This is a genomic window from Pseudomonas sp. Z5-35 (genome assembly GCF_051131945.1).
GTDB lineage: Bacteria > Pseudomonadota > Gammaproteobacteria > Pseudomonadales > Pseudomonadaceae > Aquipseudomonas > Aquipseudomonas marvdashtae.
On record NZ_CP071640.1, the window covers coordinates 3,581,137 to 3,603,813 of the forward strand.

At 61.0% G+C, this 22,677-nt stretch carries 18 protein-coding genes and 1 pseudogene; 12 read left to right on the top strand and 7 right to left on the bottom strand.

The features are described 5' to 3' along the window. Positions 1 to 475: 475 nt before the first annotated feature. A complete protein-coding gene (locus J3P95_RS16375; protein WP_434557830.1) occupies positions 476 to 913 on the bottom strand; it encodes a hypothetical protein in 438 nt (145 codons plus the stop codon). A gap of 102 nt (positions 914 to 1,015) precedes the next feature. On the opposite strand from J3P95_RS16375, the gene J3P95_RS16380 reads away from it, so the two are divergent. After that, on the top strand, positions 1,016 to 1,456 hold the full coding sequence (locus J3P95_RS16380; RefSeq protein WP_434557831.1) for a universal stress protein: 441 nt from the start codon (positions 1,016 to 1,018) through the stop codon (positions 1,454 to 1,456). A 70-nt stretch (positions 1,457 to 1,526) separates the two neighbouring features. Here the strand turns inward: J3P95_RS16380 and J3P95_RS16385 are convergent, their stop codons facing one another. Next, the gene (locus J3P95_RS16385) at positions 1,527 to 3,446 is read right to left on the bottom strand and encodes an ATP-binding cassette domain-containing protein (protein WP_434580516.1); all 1,920 of its coding nucleotides are present in this window, start codon (positions 3,444 to 3,446) and stop codon (positions 1,527 to 1,529) included. Positions 3,447 to 3,660: 214 nt separating this feature from the next. Here J3P95_RS16385 and J3P95_RS16390 point away from each other — a divergent pair, with 214 nt between their 5' ends. Further along, the gene (locus J3P95_RS16390; protein ID WP_434580514.1) at positions 3,661 to 5,589 is read left to right on the top strand and encodes a transglycosylase SLT domain-containing protein; all 1,929 of its coding nucleotides are present in this window, start codon (positions 3,661 to 3,663) and stop codon (positions 5,587 to 5,589) included. Between the two features lie 80 nt (positions 5,590 to 5,669). Here the strand turns inward: J3P95_RS16390 and J3P95_RS16395 are convergent. Next, a pseudogene (locus J3P95_RS16395) lies at positions 5,670 to 7,486 on the bottom strand (ABC transporter transmembrane domain-containing protein). Positions 7,487 to 7,735: 249 nt separating this feature from the next. Here J3P95_RS16395 and J3P95_RS16400 point away from each other — a divergent pair. Further along, positions 7,736 to 7,915: a PA1571 family protein gene (locus tag J3P95_RS16400; protein WP_434557835.1), complete on the top strand. Its 180-nt coding sequence runs from the start codon at positions 7,736 to 7,738 to the stop codon at positions 7,913 to 7,915. Between the two features lie 73 nt (positions 7,916 to 7,988). On the opposite strand, the gene pdxB is transcribed toward J3P95_RS16400, so the two are convergent. Beyond that, positions 7,989 to 9,131 (bottom strand): 4-phosphoerythronate dehydrogenase PdxB, encoded by a 1,143-nt coding sequence (gene pdxB, locus J3P95_RS16405; protein WP_434580512.1) that lies wholly within the window; start codon positions 9,129 to 9,131, stop codon positions 7,989 to 7,991. 226 nt (positions 9,132 to 9,357) lie between these two features. On the opposite strand from pdxB, the gene J3P95_RS16410 reads away from it, so the two are divergent. Then, a complete protein-coding gene (locus tag J3P95_RS16410) occupies positions 9,358 to 10,761 on the top strand; it encodes an MATE family efflux transporter (protein ID WP_434580510.1) in 1,404 nt (467 codons plus the stop codon). Here the strand turns inward: J3P95_RS16410 and tusA are convergent. Continuing rightward, a complete protein-coding gene (tusA, locus tag J3P95_RS16415) occupies positions 10,758 to 11,009 on the bottom strand; it encodes a sulfurtransferase TusA (RefSeq protein WP_042732523.1) in 252 nt (83 codons plus the stop codon). The genes J3P95_RS16410 and tusA overlap by 4 nt on opposite strands. A 197-nt stretch (positions 11,010 to 11,206) precedes the next feature. Beyond that, on the bottom strand, positions 11,207 to 12,280 hold the full coding sequence (gene rlmM, locus J3P95_RS16420; RefSeq protein ID WP_434580508.1) for a 23S rRNA (cytidine(2498)-2'-O)-methyltransferase RlmM: 1,074 nt from the start codon (positions 12,278 to 12,280) through the stop codon (positions 11,207 to 11,209). 172 nt (positions 12,281 to 12,452) lie between these two features. Here rlmM and acnA point away from each other — a divergent pair, with 172 nt between their 5' ends. The 4 genes from acnA to J3P95_RS16440 all read left to right on the top strand — a co-directional run bounded on the left by acnA (position 12,453) and on the right by J3P95_RS16440 (position 18,390). Further along, positions 12,453 to 15,194 carry an aconitate hydratase AcnA gene (gene acnA / locus J3P95_RS16425; protein ID WP_434580506.1) on the top strand — a complete coding sequence of 914 codons (2,742 nt, stop codon included), beginning with the start codon at positions 12,453 to 12,455 and terminating at the stop codon, positions 15,192 to 15,194. A gap of 113 nt (positions 15,195 to 15,307) precedes the next feature. After that, positions 15,308 to 16,096 carry a lysostaphin resistance A-like protein gene (locus tag J3P95_RS16430; protein ID WP_434557840.1) on the top strand — a complete coding sequence of 263 codons (789 nt, stop codon included), beginning with the start codon at positions 15,308 to 15,310 and terminating at the stop codon, positions 16,094 to 16,096. Between the two features lie 76 nt (positions 16,097 to 16,172). Continuing rightward, complete coding sequence (locus J3P95_RS16435) at positions 16,173 to 17,738, top strand: methyl-accepting chemotaxis protein (RefSeq protein WP_434580504.1); 1,566 nt, start codon at positions 16,173 to 16,175, stop codon at positions 17,736 to 17,738. 202 nt (positions 17,739 to 17,940) lie between these two features. Further along, the gene (locus J3P95_RS16440; protein WP_434557842.1) at positions 17,941 to 18,390 is read left to right on the top strand and encodes a hypothetical protein; all 450 of its coding nucleotides are present in this window, start codon (positions 17,941 to 17,943) and stop codon (positions 18,388 to 18,390) included. Between the two features lie 107 nt (positions 18,391 to 18,497). Here the strand turns inward: J3P95_RS16440 and J3P95_RS16445 are convergent, their stop codons facing one another. After that, positions 18,498 to 19,184, bottom strand: coding sequence for an alpha/beta family hydrolase (locus tag J3P95_RS16445; protein ID WP_434580502.1), 687 nt, complete (start codon positions 19,182 to 19,184; stop codon positions 18,498 to 18,500). A 96-nt stretch (positions 19,185 to 19,280) separates the two neighbouring features. On the opposite strand from J3P95_RS16445, the gene ccoN reads away from it, so the two are divergent. Genes ccoN through ccoP form a run of 4 tightly spaced genes read left to right on the top strand, consistent with a single transcriptional unit; the run spans position 19,281 to position 22,485 of the window. Next, positions 19,281 to 20,705: a cytochrome-c oxidase, cbb3-type subunit I gene (ccoN, locus tag J3P95_RS16450; protein ID WP_434557844.1), complete on the top strand. Its 1,425-nt coding sequence runs from the start codon at positions 19,281 to 19,283 to the stop codon at positions 20,703 to 20,705. Between the two features lie 10 nt (positions 20,706 to 20,715). Continuing rightward, positions 20,716 to 21,324 carry a cytochrome-c oxidase, cbb3-type subunit II gene (gene ccoO, locus J3P95_RS16455; RefSeq protein WP_434557845.1) on the top strand — a complete coding sequence of 203 codons (609 nt, stop codon included), beginning with the start codon at positions 20,716 to 20,718 and terminating at the stop codon, positions 21,322 to 21,324. A gap of 4 nt (positions 21,325 to 21,328) precedes the next feature. After that, entirely contained in the window at positions 21,329 to 21,532 is a 204-nt protein-coding gene (locus tag J3P95_RS16460; protein ID WP_434580501.1) for a cbb3-type cytochrome oxidase subunit 3, read from the top strand. Continuing rightward, on the top strand, positions 21,529 to 22,485 hold the full coding sequence (gene ccoP / locus J3P95_RS16465; protein WP_434580500.1) for a cytochrome-c oxidase, cbb3-type subunit III: 957 nt from the start codon (positions 21,529 to 21,531) through the stop codon (positions 22,483 to 22,485). The genes J3P95_RS16460 and ccoP overlap by 4 nt, the downstream gene beginning before the upstream one ends. Positions 22,486 to 22,677 lie beyond the last annotated feature (192 nt).

Here is a 22,677-nt window from a genome sequence, read left to right on the forward strand (position 1 = left end):
TCTCCACGATATGGAAGCTGAACAGTACACGTTGGACGCTGACTGCTGGCCTGGCATTGACATAACGTCGATGCTACGCCAATCCGCCAGGCACACCCGTCAACGCGATAGTCGGGGTCTGTAGGAACGCTCTGAAAATACAAACGCTCAATTCATACGCCCGTTTGATTTGGGTACGTCACCTTCACGGAATTTCCGACAATTGTCAATCGCCCTAAACAAGCGTTTGAACAGGACTCTACAGTCATTTCCGTACCGCACGGATCCGCAACACGACGCTGCATGGGCAACCATTCATAGAATCAATTATTAGAAAAGTCGCCCTAATTGCAGGCGTGCGGATTTGAACCGGCTAAGCTGGTGACAACACATCTGAGTGCTTGGGAAGGAGGACGTTTCGAAGCACGCCCGGATATAACGGTTTACCGGCCTGCCTGGCCAACCCGCCCGATGACGCTATCGGGCTTTTTATTGCTCAGGCCAACGCCTTGAGCACAGCAGAAATGTCCTGCAGAACACTCGCCTCGCCTTTCTCGCCCCAATACAGGGCGATCATCTGACCGTCAGCCTCGACCTTGTAGACATTGGCCGGCAATGTTCTGAAATGACTGAGCAGCGATTCGTCCTGACAGGGCTCCTGCCATTGGTTGACCCACACGCCCGGCGCCTTTTGCCAGTAACTCCAGCTGACCGGCTGCCGCCCCCGCCGCGGCCGATGATACTGCGCGCAAGGGTTCGGCGGCTGCTGGCCGAGCCAATGGGGCCACTCCTGCTGAGCCAGCTGCATGGCCAGCCCAAGGCGTCGCGCCTCCATGCGCAGGGCCATTCGACCACTCTGGACGCGGGACGGCCGCAACCATGCCAGGGGGCTTAAAACCACCAACAGGATTGACACCACTATCCAGACCGTCATATCTGTACTCCCGAATTTTGATGAGCCATTGACCTGCGTTGCCCTCAATGCGCTTGAAACCAGCCATACTTAACGTATCGCCATTCTCTGGAGTGCTTTTTCATGTACTACGAACACGTCCTGGTCGCCGTCGACCTCACTGAAGAATGCGATCCCGTCGTCAAGCGCGCCCTCGCCCTTTGCGATGGCCGAGACACCAAACTGTCGCTGGTGCACATCGTCGAACCCATGGCCATGGCATTTGGCGGTGACGTTCCAATGGATCTTTCCCAACTGCAGCAGCAACAATTCGATCAGGCCAAGGAACGCCTTGACCGGCTGATCGTGAAATACCCGGCGCTGAAAAAAGAAAACAGCCACCTGACCTACGGCCAGCCTCGCCAGGAGATCCATCATCTGGCCAAGGAGCAAGGCTGCGACCTGATCGTCGTTGGCAGCCACGGGCGCCACGGCCTGGCGCTGTTGCTAGGCTCCACCGCCAACGATGTGTTGCATGGTGCGCCATGCGACGTGCTTGCAGTGCACCTGGTCAAACGCACCTGAACCTTCAGGGGCGGTACCTTGGATGAAAAAAATCCCGGCGCTCAACGCCGGGATTTTTTAGAGCGGTCGATCAGGCGTCCAGTTCGGCCCAGCGCTCGACCAATGCGTCCAGCTCAGCCTGCAACTGCTCCAGATGCGCGATCACCTTGGCGGTTTCACCCGGCGGACGCTGATAAAAACCAGCGTCAGCCATCTCGGCCTCCACCGCGGCGATCTGCTTTTCCTTCGCATCGATATCACCCGGCAAGGCTTCCAGCTCACGCTGCAGCTTGTAGCTGAGTTTTTTCTTCGCAGGCGTCGGTGCGGCCGCGGTGGCAACCGAAGCCGGCTCGGCCTTGACGACCGCTGAATTCAGATCAGCCTTGCCGGACTTGCTCTCGGTCACACCCAGCAGACGCGGCGAGCCGCCCTGGCGCAGCCAGTCCTGATAACCACCGACATATTCGCGAACCAGGCCCTCGCCTTCGAACACCAGTGTGCTGGTGACCACGTTGTCGAGGAATGCCCGGTCGTGACTGACCATCAGTACAGTGCCGTTGAAGGTCAGCAGCACTTCCTCCAGCAACTCCAGGGTTTCCACGTCCAAGTCGTTGGTTGGTTCGTCGAGCACCAGCAGGTTCGCTGGCTTGCTGAACAATTTGGCCAGCAACAGACGGGCACGCTCACCACCCGACAGCGCCTTCACCGGCGTGCGGGCACGCTGGGGGCTGAACAGGAAATCACCCAGGTAGCTCAGCACGTGGCGGCTCTGGCCGTCGATATCGATGAAGTCGCGGCCTTCCGCCACGTTATCGATCACGGTCTTTTCCAGGTCCAGCTGATGACGCAGCTGGTCGAAGTAGGCGACGTCGATCTTCGTGCCCTCTTCCACCTTGCCGTTGGTCGGCACCAGGCCGCCGAGCATCAGCTTGAGCAAGGTGGTCTTGCCGGTGCCGTTGGCGCCCAGCAGGCCGATGCGATCGCCGCGCTGCAGGACCATGGAGAAGTCCTTGATCAGGAACGGGCCGCCAGGGTGGGCGAAACTCACGTTCTCCAGCACCATGACCTGCTTGCCGGACTTGTCGGCGGTATCGAGCTGGATGTTGGCCTTGCCGGTGCGCTCGCGACGCTCGCTGCGTTCCATGCGCAAGGCCTTCAGCGCCCGCACGCGGCCTTCGTTGCGGGTGCGCCGAGCCTTGATGCCCTGGCGAATCCAGACTTCTTCCTGGGCCAGCTTCTTGTCGAACAACGCGTTGGCGGTTTCCTCCGCCGCCAGCGCCGCTTCCTTGTGCACCAGGAAACTGGCGTAATCGCCGTTCCAATCGATCAGGCCACCGCGATCCAGTTCGAGGATGCGCGTCGCCAGGTTCTGCAGGAAAGAACGGTCGTGGGTGATGAACAGCACAGCGCCCTGGAAATCCTTGAGGGCTTCTTCAAGCCAGGCAATGGCGCCGATGTCCAAATGGTTGGTCGGTTCGTCGAGCAGCAGCAGGTCCGGCTCGGAAACCAGAGCCTGGGCCAACAGGACGCGACGACGCCAGCCGCCGGACAGCTCGGCCAGGGTCTTGTCGGCCGGCAACTGCAGGCGACTCAAGGTGCTGTCGACCAGTTGCTGCAGACGCCATCCGTCGCGAGCCTCGAGGTCGTGCTGCACGTGCATCAACTTGTCCAGGTCGGCATCGGTGACGATGTTCTGGCTCAGGTGGTGATATTCGGCCAACAGCGCGCCGACGCCGTCCAGGCCTTCGGCAACCACGTCGAACACGGTTCGCTCGTCGGCCACCGGCAATTCCTGGGGCAGTTCGCCGATTTTCAGGCCTGGCGCACGCCAGACGGAACCGTCGTCAGGCTTCTGGTCGCCCTTGACCAGCTTCATCATGCTGGACTTGCCAGTGCCGTTGCGGCCGATGATGCACACCCGCTCACCACGGGCGATCTGCCAGGACACCTTGTCCAACAACGGCATCGCGCCGAAAGCAAGGGACACATCGCTGAATTTGAGCAGGGTCATGAGCTTCTCCAAAAACCGGGGGCGCATTCTACCTGAGAAGAGCCCTCATAGGTCCGCCAATTTCGTCGCAGAAGCACTCTGCAAAATAAATGGTGCGAACTTGTGCCGACGGCCCTGCAAAGCTTTCGCCGGCTGCTGGCAAAAGGCTAAGCTACAGGCAGTTACCCCGGGTTTTCCCCTGGGCTTGTCATGTTTTTTTCTGCCCGGACGTATCATGCGCAGTCGCCTTTTCAGTGTCTTATCTTGTTTGTTTGTATGTGCTACTGCCGTTCAAACCGCCCAGGCGGTGGATATTTCCACCCAGCGCCAATATTACGATGAAGCCAAGCGCGCCTTGGCCAAAGGCGATTCAGGCCCGTATTCTCGCTACAGCCAGGCCCTGCGCGATTATCCGCTGGAGCCGTACCTGGCCTACGACGAACTGACCGCGCGCCTAAAGAGCGCAAGCAACGCCGAGATCGAGAAGTTCCTCGCCGAGCATGGCGACCTGCCCCAGGCCAACTGGATGAAGCTGCGCTGGTTGCGCTGGCTGGCCGAGCGTGGCGACTGGGCGACCTTCATCAAGTACTACGATCCCAAGCTCAACTTTACCGAGCTTGATTGCCTTAATGCCCAGTATCAGCTGGGTCACGGCTTGAAAGCCGAAGGCTACGCCAACACCGAGAAATTGTGGCTCACCGGCAAATCGCAGCCGGCGGCCTGCGACGCGCTGTTCGGCATGTGGGCGGCCCAGGGCCAGTTGACCGAGCAGAAACGCTGGGAACGCGCCAAGCTGGCCGCTCAGGCCCGCAACTACCCCTTGGCCAATAGTCTGGTCAGCGCCCTCACCACGCTCGCGCCTCGGGGCAAACTGCTGGTTGACGTTGCGCAGAAGCCCGAGCAGCTCAGCCAGCCGTCGCGCTTTGCTCCCGCCGACGAGCCAATGTCCGATATCGTCAGCCTCGGTCTGCGCCGCCTGGCCCGCCAGGATCCAGAAAAAGCCATGGCATTGCTCGACGGCTACGCGAGCACCATGCATTTTTCCCGGGATGAAAAAGTGGCCATCGCCCGGGAAATCGGCCTGACCCTGGCCAAACGCTTCGACAGCCGCGCCCTGGACGTGATGACCAAATACGATCCGGAACTGCGGGACGACACGGTCTCGGAATGGCGCTTGCGCCTGCTGCTGCGCCTGGCCCGTTGGGAAGACGCCTACCAGTTGACCCGCCGCCTGCCTGAGTCGCTCGCCAGTACCAACCGCTGGCGCTACTGGCAAGCACGCAGCCTGGAATTGGCACAGCCGCAGAACCCCGAAGCCGTGACGCTCTACAAGCAATTGGCCCGGGAGCGGGATTTCTACGGTTTCCTGGCGGCCGATCGGTCTCAGTCACCCTACTCGCTCAATAACAAACCCCTGGTCATGAGCCAGGCGTTGATCAACAAAGTACGCAATACGCCGGGCATACGTCGAGCGCTGGAGTTTCATGCGCGAGGGCAGATTGTCGATGGTCGCCGCGAGTGGTATCACGTCAGCCGTCATTTCAACCGGGACGAAATGGTCGCCCAGGCGAAACTGGCCTATGACTTGAAATGGTATTTCCCGGCCATCCGCACCATCAGCCAGGCCAAATACTGGGACGACCTGGACATCCGTTTCCCAATGGCCTACCGCGACACCCTGGTCCGCGAGGCCAAGGTTCGTGGCCTGCATCCGAGCTGGGCGTTCGCCATCACCCGCCAGGAAAGCGCGTTCATGGACGATGCCCGCTCCAGCGTCGGTGCCAGCGGTCTCATGCAATTGATGCCGGGCACTGCCAAGGAAACCGCACGCAAGTTCAACATCCCCCTGGCCTCGCCACAGCAAGTGTTCAACCCGGACAAGAACATCCAGCTAGGCGCGGCTTACCTGAGCCAGGTCCACAGCCAGTTCAATGGCAACCGCGTCCTCGCCTCCGCCGCCTACAACGCTGGCCCCGGCCGTGTGCGCCAGTGGCTGCGCGGCGCCGATCACCTGAGCTTCGACGTCTGGGTCGAAAGCATCCCCTTCGACGAAACCCGCCAATACGTGCAGAACGTGTTGTCGTACTCGGTGATCTACGGCCAGAAACTCAACTCGCCGCAGCCGCTGGTGGACTGGCATGAGCGGTATTTTGATGATCAGTGACTGAGCAGCGGCGAGCGTTGAGCTGCTCGCGGCTCCAAAAAAATGCCCGTATTGAAAGATACGGGCATTTTTTTGGTCGGTTACTTGGTCGGTTGCTGGCGCTGTGGGGCAATTTCTGAATCGATTGCCGCTTCAGGGCCAGCATTGAACTGCAACGCCGCCAACCGCGCATACAGCGCATTGCCAGCAACCAACTGCTGATGCGTACCCACCGCAACCACCTTGCCCTGGTCCATCACCGCGATTCGGTCGGCGTTCTTCACCGTGGCCAGACGGTGGGCAATGACCAGCGTGGTGCGGTTTTTCATCAGGCTGGGCAGGGCTTGCTGGATCAGGTATTCACTTTGCGCATCGAGGCACTCGTCGCTTCGTCCAGCAGCAGGATCGGCGCGTCCACCAACAACGCCCGGGCAATGGCCAATCGTTGGCGCTGGCCTCCGGAAAGTCCGAGGCCGCCATCGCCCAGGTGGGTACCGTAGCCGTCGGGCATTTTTTCAATGAAATCGTGGGCATGGGCAATGCGCGCGGCTTCGCGAACTTGCTCGGCGGTGGCGTCGGGGTTGCCGTAGCGGATGTTTTCTTCAACCGTACCAAAAAACAAAGCAGGGCTTTGCGACACCAAGGCGAAGTGACGGCGCAGGTCCAGCGGATCGAGCTGGGTCAGCGGGACGTCATCGATCAGAATGACTCCCTCGACCGGGTCGTAGAAGCGCAGCAACAAGTCATAAACCGTTGATTTACCGGCCCCGGACGGCCCGACCAGCGCCAGGGTTTCGCCAGCCCTGACGGTCAAGTCCAGCCCATCGACCGCGAAACGCTCCGGTCGGGACGGATAGGAAAACCGTACGCCTTCGAGCCGCAGCTCGCCCCGCACCCTGGATGGCAGTGTAACGAGGCCAGAAGCCGGCGGCTGGATGACATTTTCCGAACGCAGCAACTCGGCAATACGCTCAGCCGCACCGGCCGCTCGCTGCAGCTCGCCGATCACCTCGCTCAGGGTACCGAAGGCACTCCCCACGATCATACTGTAGAACACGAACGCCGCCAGCTCACCGCCGGAGATCCGCCCCGCGATCACGTCCATGCCGCCAACCCAGAGCATCACGCCCACGGCCCCCAACACCAATAAGATCACCAGCGTGATCAACCAGGCCCGCTGGGCAATGCGCTTGCGGGCCGTGTCGAAGGCCTGCTCGACGGTAGTGGCAAAACGACGCTCATCCTGGCCTTGGTGGTTATAAGCCTGCACCGTCTTGATCTGGCCGAGGGTTTCGGAGACGTAGCTACCCACGTCGGCGATGCGGTCCTGGCTTTCACGCGACAGGCTCCGCACGCGACGGCCGAAAATCAGGATCGGCGCCAGTACCAGCGGCAGGGCAATGACCACGATGCTGGTGAGCTTTGGATTGGTGACGAACAACAGCACGATCCCGCCGATCACCATCAACAAGTTGCGCAGGAACAGCGAGAGCGATGAGCCAATCACCGACTGCAACAGCGTTGTGTCAGCCGTCAGGCGTGACTGGATCTCCGAACTGCGGTTGTTTTCATAGAAGCCGGGGTGCAAGTACACCAAATGGTTGAACACCTGCCGCCGGATATCGGCCACCACCCGCTCGCCGATCCAGGACACCAGGTAGAAACGCGAAAACGTACCGATCGCCAGCCCAACCACCAGGACCATGAACAGGCCGATGGACTGGTTGAGCAATTGCGGTGAGCGGGTCATGAAGCCTTGGTCCACCAGCAAGCGGATGCCCTGGCCCATGGACAAGGTAATGGCGGCCGTGGCAATCAGCGCCAGCAAAGCGCCGATGACCTGCTTGCGGTAAGGGGCGATGAAGCCGCTGGCCAAGCGTATGGCACGGCGATGTCGAGAAGAAAGCATGGAGAGCATCCGATAATACAGCAGGAAAAAGGATGGCCAGCGGCAACGAAACGCAGCGGAACCAAATTGAATCGAAATGAGTCAGGTTAAATATGACCCCCGGCACCAATGGCTAGATGTTATCGGTCTAACGTCTGGCTGGAAACGCACCGCCATTTCTGGTTCAGTGGGGTTGTCGTCATGAACCTTCAAGGAGTGTCATGGCTCGGTCACCTGACGACAGTACGATAGGCACGCAACCTGATGAGGAGACAGGCCATGTCCTTGCAACACAGCAGCGACGACAAGATTCAAGTGATTCGCACGCAACCGGACCAATCCCTGGGCTGCTCGTTCATCGATGCCCAAGGGCGCGAAGTCCCGATCACCGAAGACATGATCCAGAACGCGTGTAGCGAACTGGAAAAACGACTGGTCAAGCCTGCCGAACAAAAGTGATGTAACCCGTCTTCAATTGAACCCGACTTTTGTCGGGTTTTTTATGCCCGCCGCTTTTGCAGGCTCTTGTGGCTTAAAGGGTCGTGGCACCCAGCGCGGCCACGATTTGCTGCAGAGCCGCCGATTGTCCTTGGATATGAACCTTCAAGCTGTCGATTTCCCGGCGTGGCGGATAGAATTTGCGCAGGGTGTCGAAGGCGCTGCGTTGTTCATCGACCGTGCCCACCAGGCTGCGGCGAAAATCCGCATCGTCGCGACGCGGGTCGTACACGCTGCGGCACAGCGCCGCAAGGGCCCAGGCCGGGTCGGCTTGGGCATCCAGCGTAACGCCACCCAACCAGGGCCGGGGCAGCAGATCGGCCAGATTGACTTCGACCGGTCGCTCGAGAAAACCACACAGCGCCTGGTAGATCTGCGCTGTGCCGCGCTGGCGACCGTCAAGGCTGTAGCCGGCAATATGCGGAGTGGCGATGACGCACAGGTCGGCCAGGTCAACATCGACTGTCGGCTCCTGTTCCCAGACATCCAGCACCGCTTGCAAGTCCTCGCGCTCCAACAGCACTTCGCGCAGCGCCACGTTGTCAATGACCGGGCCGCGAGCTGCGTTGATCAGCCACGTGCCAGGCCTGAGGCTGTTCAACCGGTGCTCATCGAATAGATGCCAGGTAGGCTGCCCCCCACCCCGGGTCAAGGGTGTGTGCAGGCTGATGACATCGCACTGCTCGACAATTTGCTCCAGGCTCAAGTAATCACCGTCCTCGAGCGCCTGGCGCGGCGGATCGCAGACTTTCACATTCCAACCCAGGCCTTTGAGCACCTCGACCAACCGCCCACCCACTTGCCCCGCGCCGACCACGCCGAAAGTGCGTTGCGCAAGGCTTGCGCCTTCGATTTCCGCCAGGGTCATCAGGCAGCCCAGCACGTAGTCCACCACGCCACGGGCGTTACAGCCCGGCGCGCTGGCCCAGCGAATGCCGCCCTCGGCAAAATAATCCAGGTCCAGGTGATCAGTACCGATGGTGCAGGTACCGACGAAGCGCACCTTGCTGCCGGCCAGCAATGCCCGATTGACCTGGGTGACCGAACGCACCAGCAACACATCAGCCTGCTCGACCAGCGCCCGGTCGATACTCCGTCCCGGCACCCGGCGAATTTCACCGAAGCCTTGGAAAAATGCATCTAGCAGGGGGATGTTTTCGTCGGTGACGATCAGCATGGCAGAGCTCCTTTGGCGGGAGGGGCAGTGTAGGCGTTCCTCGCCTTGATGGGCCAGCCATTGCTTCAGTGAACGCGTATGTGGCGAGGGAGCAAGCTCCTTCACCACGGAAACGACCCAGGCAGACGTTGGCGATTACAAATCCCCAACACAGGTTTTTTCCTGACCATTGCGTCAAGGGGTAGAATGCGCCGCCTCGCGCTTATTCTTTCCGGACGCTTGCCCTGTGAATCCTCTGATCGACACCCTCACCACCCTCACCCGCCCGGCCCGGGTTCGCCTGGAGCTCAAGACGTTGCTGGCCCTGGCACTGCCGATCATGGTGGCGCAACTGGCAACCACCGCCATGGGTTTTGTCGATGCGGTGATGGCCGGCCGAGTCGGGCCGCGGGATCTCGCGGCAGTGGCGCTGGGCAATTCGATCTGGGTCCCGGTGTTCCTGTTGATGACCGGTACGCTGCTGGCCACTACCCCGAAGGTGGCCCAACGATTCGGTGCCGGAACGTTCGACCAGATCGGCCCACTGGTTCGCCAGGCGCTGTGGCTGGCGCTGGTGGTGGGGTTGATCGCAGCGCTGGCGCTGATCAGCGCCGAACCGATCTTGCACATCATGAAGGTCGATCCCGAGCTGATCGGTCCGTGCATGGAATACCTGCGGGGCATCGGCACCGGTCTTCCGGCGGTGGCGTTTTATCATGTGCTGCGCTGTTTCAGCGACGGCTTGGGGCGTACGCGCCCGGCGATGGTGCTGGGCCTGTGCGGCTTGGCGCTGAACATTCCGCTCAACTACATCTTCATTTATGGACACCTGGGCGTTCCCGCCATGGGTGGCGTCGGTTGCGGTTGGGCCACGGCCATCGTGATGTGGTTCATGGCGGCAGGCATGGCGGCGTGGACACGCTGGGCACCGGCCTACCAGTCAAGTCGTTTGTTCGCTCGTTTCGATTGGCCGCAAGGGGCAGTGATCAAGCGTTTGCTGGGCATCGGCCTGCCCATTGGCATTGCAGTGTTTGCTGAATCGAGCATCTTCGCGGTCATCGCGCTGCTGATCGGCAGCCTCGGCGCCACGGTGGTGGCCGGGCATCAGATCGCCCTGAACTTCAGTTCACTGGTGTTCATGATCCCCTACTCCCTGGGCATGGCCGTGACGGTGCGGGTCGGCCAGGCGCTGGGCCGCGGCCAGCCACGGGAAGCGCGCTTCGCCGCCGGTGTCGGCATGGGCACGGCGCTGGCGTACGCCTGCCTGTCGGCGAGCCTGATGTTTGCGCTGCGTGCGCCCATCGCCGCGATCTACACCGCCGACCCCGTGGTGATCCAGGTGGCGTCGATGCTGATCGTCTACGCGGCGCTGTTCCAGTTTTCCGATGCGATACAAGTCACGGCGGCAGGTGCGTTGCGTGGCTATCAGGATACGCGCGTGACGATGATCCTGACGTTGTTCGCTTATTGGGGGATCGGCCTGCCGGTGGGTTACGCATTGGGCCTGACCGACTGGCTCGGCGATGCAAGCGGTCCGAGCGGATTGTGGCAGGGCTTGATCGTAGGCTTGAGTTGCGCGGCGCTGATGCTTTCGATCCGCCTGGCACGCAGTGCACGCAAGCAAATCCGCATCAGCCGCTCGACGGATTAAGCGAGTTTCTTGCGGATCCAGTAGCGGTAGGTGCCATCCACTTCGTCCTGCCCCACCAACTCGTGGTCAAGAAACACGCAAAACTTGGGAATATCGCGGCGGGTCGAAGGGTCGGTGGCGATGACTTTCAACAGCCCTCCGGGAACCAAGTCGCGGATATGCTGGTGCAGCATCATCACCGGTTCCGGGCAATTGAGGCCAGTGGCGTCCAGTGTGCCGTCGACCGGCGTGTCGTTCATTTCACTCATGTTCTACTCCTGAAACTGGCCGGCATTGTCGCGCAATGCCGGCGCCCTTAACAGATGTCCATCTTCCCTGTGGCGAGGGAGCTTGCTCCCGCTCGGCTGCGAAGCAGTCGTCGCTCTTTGGAGCCCAACAAGGCATTGGGGTTGCTTCGCAACCCAGCGGGAGCAAGCTCCCTCGCCACAAAAGCTCGCTACATGTTTCAGTGAGACTTCGGCTTCTTGATATCCAACCGCCGCAGATGGCACGTCACTTCCTCGCGGTCGTGATACAGCTGTTTGCAACCGATCTCGACCTTGATGCCCCGCGCCTTGAATCCATCGGCGATACGCTCGAGCAGACGCTTGACCTCGGCATAGCGCTGTTTCATCGGCAGCTTCAAGTTGACCACCGCCTCGCGGCAATGCCCCTCGCCAATCCATTCTTCCAGCATCGCCGCGTTGCGCGCCGGTTTCTCAACGATGTCGCAGACCATCCAGTCCACCGGCTGCTTGGGCTTGAACGTGAAGCCGTCCGCCATCAAGTGCTGCACCAGGCCGGTGTCCATCAGGCTTTCAGCCATCGGGCCGTTGTCGATGGCCGTCACCAACATGCCGCGGTTGACCAGTTGCCAGGTCCAGCCGCCCGGCGCGGCGCCGAGGTCGACGCCGGTCATATCGCTATGCAGGCGTTCGTCCCACTGGTCGCGGGGGATGAAATGGTGCCAGGCCTCCTCCAGCTTGAGCGTCGAACGGCTCGGTGCTTCCCTAGGGAACTTCAAACGCGGGATGCCCATCGGCCACATCGCCGAATTGTTGGACTCCGCCAGCCCCAGGAAAACCTCCCGGCCACTTTTGAACGTCAGCAGCAGGCGCGGCTTGAGCGGATCGTCCACCAGCTTCCCGGCTCCGCCCAATGCTTTGCGCAACGGACCTTCGAATTTTTTGCAGAAGTTCGACAGTTCCTTGCCGTCATTGGTGTCGACCATCTCCAGCCACAGGCTGCCGCAGGTCGGGAACGCGGTCAGGTGGTCGAGGATGACGCTGATGCGGTCGGTTTCCGGCAAGTCAATGAACGTGCCTCGCGCCCACTGCCGCGGAAAGATCAACTCGGCAAACCGCTGTCCACGCATCAACCGCTCGGCGCCGTCCTGTTCCGTGCAGACAAATTCGGCGCAGGCGCTGGCCGTCTTGGCCTTGGCATAGCCGGCCACGTTGAGCCGCGCGGCGTGTTCGGCGATCTCCGAACAGACCTCGCCCTCGAATCCCGGTCGGCAGTGCATGAAAAGCGTATTCATTGAAACTCCGTAGCAAAGCCTGTCACGAAAACCGCCGCATGATAGCGGAGTTCGGAACCCCCGACCTGCCCGTAGAGTCCAGTGATTAGTCATACGCTCAAAACAGGGCTAGGTTAAAGGCTCTGTCCGTTCCGTCAGTCCGTAGCCGTGCGGACTCAAAGGAGTGATTTCAATGCCGTCCCTCGATAGCCTGAAGACCCTTAAAACATTGCAAGTCGACGCCAGGATTTATCACTATTTCAGCCTGCCAGACGCCGCACGAAGCCTGGGAGACCTGGATAAGCTGCCGATGTCGCTCAAGGTGCTGCTGGAAAACCTGCTGCGCTGGGAAGATGAAAAAACTGTCACCGGGGCCGACCTCAAGGCCTTGGCCGGATGGTTGAAGGAGCGCCGCTCCGACCGCGAGATTCAATACCGCCCGGCACGGGTGCTGATGCAGGACTTTACTGGCGTCCCCGCCGTGGTCGATTTGGCGGCCATGCGCGCCGCCGTGGAAAAGGCCGGCGGCGACCCCCAGCGGATCAACCCGTTGTCACCCGTGGACCTGGTGATCGACCACTCGGTGATGGTGGACAAGTTCGCCAGCAGCCAGGCGTTCGAGCAGAACGTCGACATCGAAATGCAGCGCAACGGCGAGCGCTACGCCTTCCTGCGCTGGGGCCAGAGCGCCTTCGACAATTTCAGCGTAGTGCCGCCGGGCACCGGTATCTGCCATCAGGTCAACCTCGAATACCTGGGCCGCACCGTGTGGACCAAAGAAGAAGACGGCCGCACCTACGCCTTCCCCGACACTCTGGTCGGCACCGACTCCCACACCACCATGATCAACGGCCTCGGCGTACTGGGCTGGGGCGTCGGCGGGATCGAGGCGGAAGCGGCCATGCTCGGCCAACCGGTGTCGATGCTGATTCCCGAGGTTGTCGGTTTCAAACTCATCGGCAAGCTGCGCGAAGGCATCACCGCGACCGACCTGGTGCTGACCGTCACGCAAATGCTGCGCAAGAAGGGCGTGGTGGGCAAATTCGTCGAATTCTATGGTGATGGGCTTGCTGACCTGCCGCTGGCCGACCGCGCGACCATCGCTAATATGGCGCCAGAATACGGCGCCACGTGCGGTTTCTTCCCGGTGGACGACGTGACGCTGGATTATCTGCGCCTGTCCGGCCGCCCGGCCGAAACGGTGAAACTGGTGGAAGCCTATTGCAAAGCCCAAGGACTGTGGCGCCTGCCCGGCCAGGAGCCGGTGTTCACCGATACCCTGGAGCTGGACATGGGCAGCGTCGAGGCCAGCCTCGCCGGGCCCAAACGCCCTCAAGACCGGGTCTCGCTGCCGAATGTCGGCCAGGCTTTCAGCGACTTCCTGGGGCTGCAGGTCAAACCCACCAGTAAAGAAGAAGGTCGCCTGGAAAGTGAAGGCGGCGGTGGTGTCGCGGTGGGCAATGCCGACCAGGTGGGCGAAGCCGAGTACGAATTCGAAGGCCACACCCATCGCCTGAAAAACGGCGCGGTGGTGATCGCCGCCATCACCTCGTGCACCAACACCTCCAACCCCAGCGTGATGATGGCCGCCGGGCTGCTGGCGAAAAAAGCCGTGGAAAAAGGCCTGGTCCGCAAGCCTTGGGTCAAGAGTTCCCTGGCGCCGGGCTCCAAGGTGGTTACCGATTACTACAACGCGGCCGGTCTGACCGAGTACTTGGATAAACTCGGTTTCGACTTGGTGGGCTATGGCTGCACCACCTGCATCGGCAACTCCGGGCCGCTGCCCGACCCCATCGAAAAAGCCATCCAGAAAGCCGACCTGACCGTCGCCTCGGTATTGTCGGGCAACCGCAACTTCGAGGGCCGGGTGCATCCATTGGTGAAGACCAACTGGCTGGCCTCGCCGCCGCTGGTGGTTGCCTATGCCCTGGCCGGCACGGTGCGCATCGACATCAGCAGCGAGCCGCTGGGCAACGACCGGGATGGCAACCCGGTGTACCTGCGTGACATCTGGCCCAGCAGCCAGGAAGTGGCCGCCGCCGTGGCCCAGGTCAACACCAGCATGTTCCACAAGGAATACGCCGCCGTGTTCGCCGGTGACGAACAATGGCAAGCCATCGAGGTGCCGCAAGCGGCGACTTATGTCTGGCAGGACGACTCCACCTACATCCAGCATCCACCGTTCTTCGACGACATTGGCGGGCCACCACCGGCGGTCAGGAACGTCGAGGGTGCCCGGGTCCTGGCCCTGCTGGGAGACTCGGTGACCACCGACCACATCTCCCCCGCGGGCAACATCAAGACGGACAGCCCAGCCGGTCACTACCTGCGCGAACAAGGCGTGGAGCCACGGGACTTCAACTCCTACGGCTCGCGGCGCGGCAATCATCAGGTGATGATGCGCGGCACCTTTGCCAATATCCGCATCCGCAACGAGATGCTCGGCGGCGAAGAAGGCGGCAATACCATCTATATCCCCAACGGTGAAAGAATGCCGATCTACGATGCCGCCATGTTGTATCAGGCGACGGGCACGCCACTGGTGGTGATCGCCGGACAGGAATACGGCACGGGTTCGAGCCGGGACTGGGCTGCCAAGGGTACGAACCTGCTGGGGGTCAAGGCGGTGATCGCCGAGAGCTTCGAGCGTATCCACCGTTCCAACCTGGTGGGCATGGGCGTGCTGCCCTTGCAATTCAAGCTGGATCAGAACCGCAAGAGCCTGAAACTCACGGGCAAGGAGACCCTGGACATTCTCGGTCTGAGCGATGCCGAGCTGACGCCGCGCATGAATCTGCCCGTGGTCATCACCCGCGAAGACGGCAGCCAGGAGCGGATCGAAGTGTTGTGCCGGATCGACACCTTGAACGAAGTGGAATATTTCAAGGCTGGCGGGATCCTGCATTTTGTCCTACGGCAGTTACTTGCAGGATAAAAAAGAAGCGTCCTACGAAAACACCGCCTCTTAAGGGCGGTGTTTTCGTTTGGGTCTGCCTATAATCCCGCCGGCCTGACAGCCCCGAACGTTTCCGCCCGAAAGGACTTCACATGCTCGCCCTACCCTGGCCGTACCTGGCCCTTCTCTCGATCGGTTATGGCCTGGCCCTCGCCTACGGCCACCTGGCCTGGACTGCGATCATCTCGGTCGCGCTGCTGCTGTTTGCCGGGTACGCGGTGCGCCAGCGACAAACGCCGGTCGGGCAGTTTCTTGGGCATTGCCTGTTCATTGTCCTTGCGGTCGCGCTGGCATTGCACTGGATGCCGGGGTTCTTCAACGGCCGGGCGATCGCGGCGCAACGCTTCAGCGATGACGCCGTGCGGTTTGCCATGTATCTGAACCAAGACAAACCCCTGATCGGTTTCTGGCTATTGCTGGCATGCCCCTGGATCGTGGGTCGCCGCTCATTTCGCGGCGCTGTTTACGGCACGGCCCTGGGACTGACCCTGAGCGCGCTATTAGCCTTGGGCGGGGCCATGTTGCTGGGCATGATCCATTGGGCACCGAAATGGCCGGACCAGGCGTGGATCTGGGTGCTCAACAATCTTTTATTGGTGACGTTGGTGGAGGAAGCACTGTTTCGTGGCTACATCCAGGGTGGCCTGAGCCGACGCTTCAAGCATCTGCGCCATGGCGACAATCTCGCGTTGCTGCTCGCCTCGCTGCTGTTCGGCCTGGTCCATGCCGGTGCCGGTTGGCATTGGGTGCTGCTGTCGGGCCTGGCCGGGATCGGTTACGGCCTGGCCTATCGGTTGGGCGGTCTGAGCGCAGCGATTGCCACACATTTTGCCCTCAACCTGCTGCATTTCGCCCTATTTACCTACCCGATGCTGGCGTGATACCGCCGGGCAGAATTTCTTCAACAAAAAGCTGACGGTGCCGACAACCTTTCAAAGCCTTGCGGACTACACCACCATGCGTAACAACCAACCTATTACACAACGCGAAAGGACCTTCCCGGCCCAGCAGAGATTGATTTCCACCACCAATACCAAGGGTGTGATCACTTACTGCAACGACGCATTCGTTGAAATCAGTGGGTTCTCGAAGGAAGAGCTGATCCATTCGCCGCACAACCTGGTACGCCATCCCGACGTTCCGTCGGCCGTGTTCGCCCACATGTGGGACACTCTGAAACAAGGCTTGCCATGGATGGGTATCGTCAAGAACCGCTGCCAGAACGGTGACCATTACTGGGTCAACGCCTACGTCACGCCTGTATTCGAAGGCAATCAGGTGGTCGGCTATGAATCGGTACGGGTCAAACCCAGTGCCGAGCAGATCTCCCGGGCCGAAGCGCTCTATCAACGCATCAACCAGGGCAAGGCCGCAGTCCCGAGCAGCGACAAATGGCTGCCGATCCTGCAGGACTGGCTGCCATTCATCCTGGTCAGCCAGTTGAGTTTCGTCGTCGGCGCGTTCCTCAATTCGTCCTACGGTTTCGCCCTGGCCGCCCTGTTGTCGGTGCCGTTGGGACTGATGGGGCTGCAATGGCAGCAACGCGGCATCAAGCGCCTGCTGCGCTTGGCCGAGCAAACCACTTCCGACCCGTTGATCGCGCGGATGTATACCGACAGCCGCGGCGTCCAGGCGCGCCTGGAAATGTCGATCCTCAGCCAGGAAGCACGTTTGAAAACCTGCCTGACCCGTCTGCAGGATACCGCCGAGCACCTCAACGCCCAGGCGCGCCAGTCCAATGCCCTGGCCAACGACAGCTCCAGTGGCCTGGAGCGTCAGCGCGTGGAGACCGAACAGGTCGCTACAGCCGTCAACCAGATGGCCGCGACCACCCAGGAAGTCGCCAGCCACGTGCAACGCACCGCCGATGCCACCCAGGAGGCCAATCGCCTGACTGGCCGCGGGCGCGATATCGCTGGGGAAACCCGCGAAGCCATCGAACGCCTGTCCGTCGTCGTGGGTGAGACCGGACAGACCGTGACCCAACTGGCCAAGGACAGCGATGAGATCGGTGGCGTGGTCGACGTGATCAAAGGCATCGCCGACCAGACCAACCTGCTGGCCCTCAACGCCGCCATCGAAGCGGCCCGTGCCGGGGAGATGGGTCGCGGCTTTGCCGTGGTGGCCGATGAAGTGCGCCAACTGGCCCAGCGGACCAGTGAATCCACCGGGCAGATCCATGCCCTGATCGCCAAGCTCCAGCAGACCGCCAACAATGCGGTACAGACCATGGAGGCCGGCCATCGCCAGGCCGAAGAAGGCGTGGCGCGTGTGATGGAAGCGGACCAGGCGCTGGTGGGGATCAGCGAGGCGGTGGCCCACATCACCGACATGACCACCCAGATCGCTGCTGCGACCGAGGAACAGAGTTCGGTCGCCGAGGAGATCAGCCGCAACATCAGCAACATCTCGCAACTGGCCGACCAGACCTCCGGCCAGGCCCACAGCTCGGCGCTGCTCAGCGAAGAACTGACTCGCACGGCCAATACCCAGTATTCGTTGGTGGAGCGGTTCAACCGCTGACTTCCATGGGCAAATCAAAAACCCGGACAGCGAGAGCTTCCGGGTTTTTAGCGGCTATGCCAAAGCGCCAGAATATCTACTAAAAACACTCTGACACCCTATTCGCCCCTCTCTACCTGTCAACTCTGACAGTAGAACCGGAATTGCAGGCGCCCTAATCTTGAACAGCAAGAAAAAACGGCGATTTCAATAGGGATTTCGAATGAACAGTCAGATCTTCTACATTCCGGAAAAAGAACCCCGCTTGATTGAGGGAAATTCATTTACTTGGGACGTGGGCGCAGGGCTCGTCACTGCCGAACATACCAAGCTCATCCTGCATAACCATCCATTGGATAGAGGCTGGACTTTTTATGGCCGCACCGGTTCTGGAAGCGAATGTACTCATTTCAGTTTCAAACTTTTTATTCCTTATGCCGGCGATGAAGTTCTAGACGCCACCTATACACATGAAGGCGGACTCAGCTTCAGTCATCTCTATTCCGGTACGTTGCCCGATTTTTATAGGTTGGCCACTACTAAAAGCGCCGAATTGACCATCAAGCTTGATCCCAGGAGAGGGACGGCAACGGGGAACTTCACCGCTCTTATAGAAAAAGAGGGGCAGGAAATGCGCCCGACGGGGGCATTCGAATTAATCCGCGACCAATGAGCAATTCATTGCGGTTCGAATGATTTAATCGCGAGCAGGCTCAATTCCAGGAAGTAAAAATTGCAGCGAGCCTGTTCGCGACAAGGCAGTGACAGTCAGGCAAAGAGTTATTTAAGAAATTCTGTCACCCTCCGTGCCGCCGCTCCCAAATGCTGCTCATGACTGAACCCCGAAGCCTTCAACGGCTTGAGGTCATGATCCCCCGCCACCAACCACAACACCTCGATGTTCGGTGACAAGGTGTAGCCCTGCACCGCCGCCCGATTACCCAACGCATCGCGCTCGCCCTGGACGATCAAGGTCCGGGTCTTCAACCCCGCCAAATGCTCGACCCGCGGTTTCTCCGGCTTGCCCACCGCGTAGAAGGGATAACCCAGGCACACCAGTGCATCGGCACCCAACTCATCGGCCAGCAGGCTCGCCATGCGCCCGCCCATGGACTTGCCGCCAACGGCCAGGCGCCCAGCGACATAAGGCCGCACCGTGACGTACACCTCCCGCCAGCATTCGAGCAGCTTAGGGGCCGGGTTCGGTGGACGCTTGCCCCCGTCCAAGCGCCGTTGAGCCATGTAGGGAAACTCGAAGCGCAGCACGTTGACGCCTTGTGCGGCAAGGCGCGCGGCCATTTCGTTCATGAAGCCGCTGTCCATCGGCGCACCGGCACCATGGGCCAGGATCAAGGTCGGCGACTCGGCGCCGGTACTGGGCTGCGCGGCTGTCCACAACCAACCATGTTCCGCCACGCATCGCGCCCATTGATCCCCGTCAATACTGGCCTTGTGCTGTTTGTCCATGCTTGCCTCGCTTTTAGTCTGCCTATAACTCCAGGCGAAGAACGCCGCACTGCCTTGCGCAGGCGCTCACTTCGGCTGAACCGTGGATGGGGAACCATGAACACTTCTATCAGTACCGCCTACAACTACAAGGTGGTCCGCCAATTCGCCATTATGACGGTGGTGTGGGGCATCGTCGGCATGGGGCTCGGGGTTTTTCTCGCGGCCCAATTGGTCTGGCCGCAGCTCAACTTCGATTTGCCCTGGACCAGCTTCGGTCGCCTGCGCCCGCTGCACACCAACGCGGTGATTTTCGCCTTCGGTGGCTGCGCCCTGTTCGCCAGTTCGTTCTACTCGGTGCAACGCACCTGCCAGACCCAGCTGTTTGCGCAGAAACTCGCCGCGTTCTGCTTTTGGGGTTGGCAGTTGGTGATCCTGCTGGCGGCCATCAGCCTGCCACTGGGTTACACCAGCTCCAAGGAATACGCCGAGCTCGAATGGCCGATCGACATCCTGATCACCATCGTCTGGGTCGCCTACGCCATCGTGTTCTTCGGCACCGTGGCCAAGCGCAACACCAAGCACATCTACGTCGGTAACTGGTTCTTCGGCGGGTTCATCTTGACCGTGGCGCTCCTGCACATCGTCAATAACCTGGAATTGCCGGTGAGCTGGACCAAGTCCTACTCGGTCTATGCCGGGGCCACCGATGCGATGGTGCAATGGTGGTATGGCCACAACGCCGTGGGCTTTTTCCTCACCGCGGGCTTCCTGGGGATGATGTACTACTTCGTGCCGAAACAGGCCGAGCGCCCGGTGTATTCCTATCGCTTGTCCATCGTGCACTTCTGGGCACTGATCACCCTGTACATCTGGGCCGGCCCACACCATCTGCACTACACCGCGCTGCCGGATTGGGCGCAGTCGCTGGGCATGGTGATGTCGCTGATCCTGCTGGCGCCCAGCTGGGGCGGCATGATCAACGGCATGATGACCCTCTCGGGCGCCTGGCATAAGTTGCGCAGCGACCCGATCCTGCGCTTTTTGGTGGTGTCCCTGGCGTTCTATGGCATGTCGACCTTCGAAGGCCCGATGATGGCGATCAAGACCGTCAACGCCCTCTCCCACTACACCGACTGGACCATCGGCCACGTACACGCCGGTGCACTCGGCTGGGTGGCGATGATTTCCATCGGTGCGCTGTACCACATGATTCCGAAAGTCTTTGGCCGGGCGCAGATGCACAGCATCGGCCTGATCAACGCGCACTTCTGGCTCGCCACTATCGGCACCGTGCTCTACATCGCTTCGATGTGGGTCAACGGCATTGCCCAGGGCCTGATGTGGCGCGCGGTGAACGAGGACGGCACGCTCACCTATTCCTTCGTAGAAACCCTGGTGGCCAGCCACCCCGGCTTCATCGTGCGGCTGGTAGGCGGGGCAATCTTCCTCAGCGGCATGCTGCTGATGGCCTACAACACCTGGCGCACCGTGCGGGCCTACCAGCCTGCCGAAGCTGCCGCTGCCGCGCAGATGGCTTGAGGAGTCCGCCATGAAACACGAGACAATCGAAAAAAACGTCGGCCTGCTGATGCTGCTGATGGTCCTGGCCGTGAGTATCGGCGGCCTGACCCAGATCGTGCCGCTGTTCTTCCAGGACGTGACCAATAAACCGGTGGACGGCATGAAGCCCTACACCGCCCTGCAACTGGAAGGCCGCGACATCTACATCCGCGAAGGCTGCGTCGGCTGCCACTCGCAGATGATCCGTCCATTCCGCGCCGAGACCGAGCGCTACGGCCACTACTCCGTCGCCGGCGAAAGCGTCTGGGACCACCCGTTCCTGTGGGGCTCCAAGCGCACCGGACCGGACCTGGCCCGAGTCGGCGCGCGCTACTCCGATGACTGGCACCGCGCCCACTTGTACAACCCGCGCAACGTCGTACCCGAGTCGAAAATGCCGGCCTATCCATGGCTGGTCACCCAAGCGGTCGACAGCAGCCACACCGAAGGCAAGCTGCGCGCCATGCGCACCCTCGGCGTGCCCTACACCGATGATGACATCGCCACCAGCGTGGCCTCGCTCAAGGGCAAGACTGAAATGGACGCGCTGGTCGCCTACCTGCAAGTGCTCGGCACTGCCATCAAGAGCAAGAGGTGAGCCCATGTTCCTTGAAATGAGCACTGGAATGATCCGCGGCCTGGGCACGGTCGTGGTGTTCATCGCCTTCATCGGCCTGACCCTGTGGGTGTTCAGCAGCAAGCGCGGCCCGGAATTCGCCCAGGCGCGCCTGCTGCCATTCGCCGACGAGCCGCCCGCCGAAACCGCCCTTCCCCAAGACCCTGCAACAAGGAGCACCCGGCCATGACCACCTTCTGGAGTACGTGGATCTGCGTACTGACCCTCGGCAGCCTGATCGGCCTGACCTGGCTGCTGATCGGCACCCGCAAGGGCGAGACCAAGGGCAGCGTCGACCAGACCATGGGCCACAGCTTCGACGGCATCGAGGAGTACGACAACCCGTTGCCGCAATGGTGGTTCCTGTTGTTCGCCGGCACGTTGGTATTTTCCGTGGGCTATCTGATTCTGTATCCAGGCCTGGGCAACTGGAAAGGCATCCTGCCCGGCTACGAGAATGGCTGGACCGGCGCGCATGAATGGGAAAAGGAAATGGCCAAGGCCGACGCCAAGTTCGGGCCGATCTTCGCCAAATTCGCCGCCATGCCGGTGGAAGAAGTTGCCAAGGACCCGCAGGCCCTGAAAATGGGCGGTCGCCTGTTCGCCTCCAACTGCTCGGTCTGCCATGGGTCGGACGCCAAGGGCGCCTTCGGCTTCCCGAACCTGGCCGACAGCCATTGGCGCTGGGGCGGCAATGCCGAAACCATCAAGGCGACGATCCTGGGCGGTCGCATGGCGGCGATGCCGGCCTGGGGCGAAGTGCTGGGAGACGCCGGGGTGAAGAACGTGGCCGCGTATGTTCGCCACGACTTGGCTGGCCTGCCGCTGCCGGCCGACAGCGGTGCCGACCTGCAAGCCGGCCAGCAGGCCTTCAACAGCACCTGCGTCGCCTGTCACGGCGCCAACGGCCAAGGGACCGAAGCGATGGGCGCGCCGAACCTGACGCAACCGGCCGGTTTCATCTACGGCACCAGCCTGGCTCAATTGCAGCAGACCATCCGCCACGGCCGCCAAGGCCATATGCCGGCGCAGAATGAATTGCTCGGCAATGACAAGGTGCAACTGCTCGCGGCTTATGTCTACAGCCTTTCGAAGAGTGGGGAGCAGTTGAGCGGCGAGCGTCAAGCTGCAAGCTTCAAGTAAAAGCAAAAGCAAAAGCAAAAGCAAAAGCAAAACCTGCAAGCGACGAGCACCCCACTTGAAGCTTGCAGCTTACAACTTGCAGGTGCTTCTTTTTGTCACACCCCTCCCATCGTCTCCTTTCGGTTCCCCGCAATCGCGTCTAAGCTTGCCTTTACGTGCACTGGCGACTGCCGGTTTCAGGTCGACCCGACC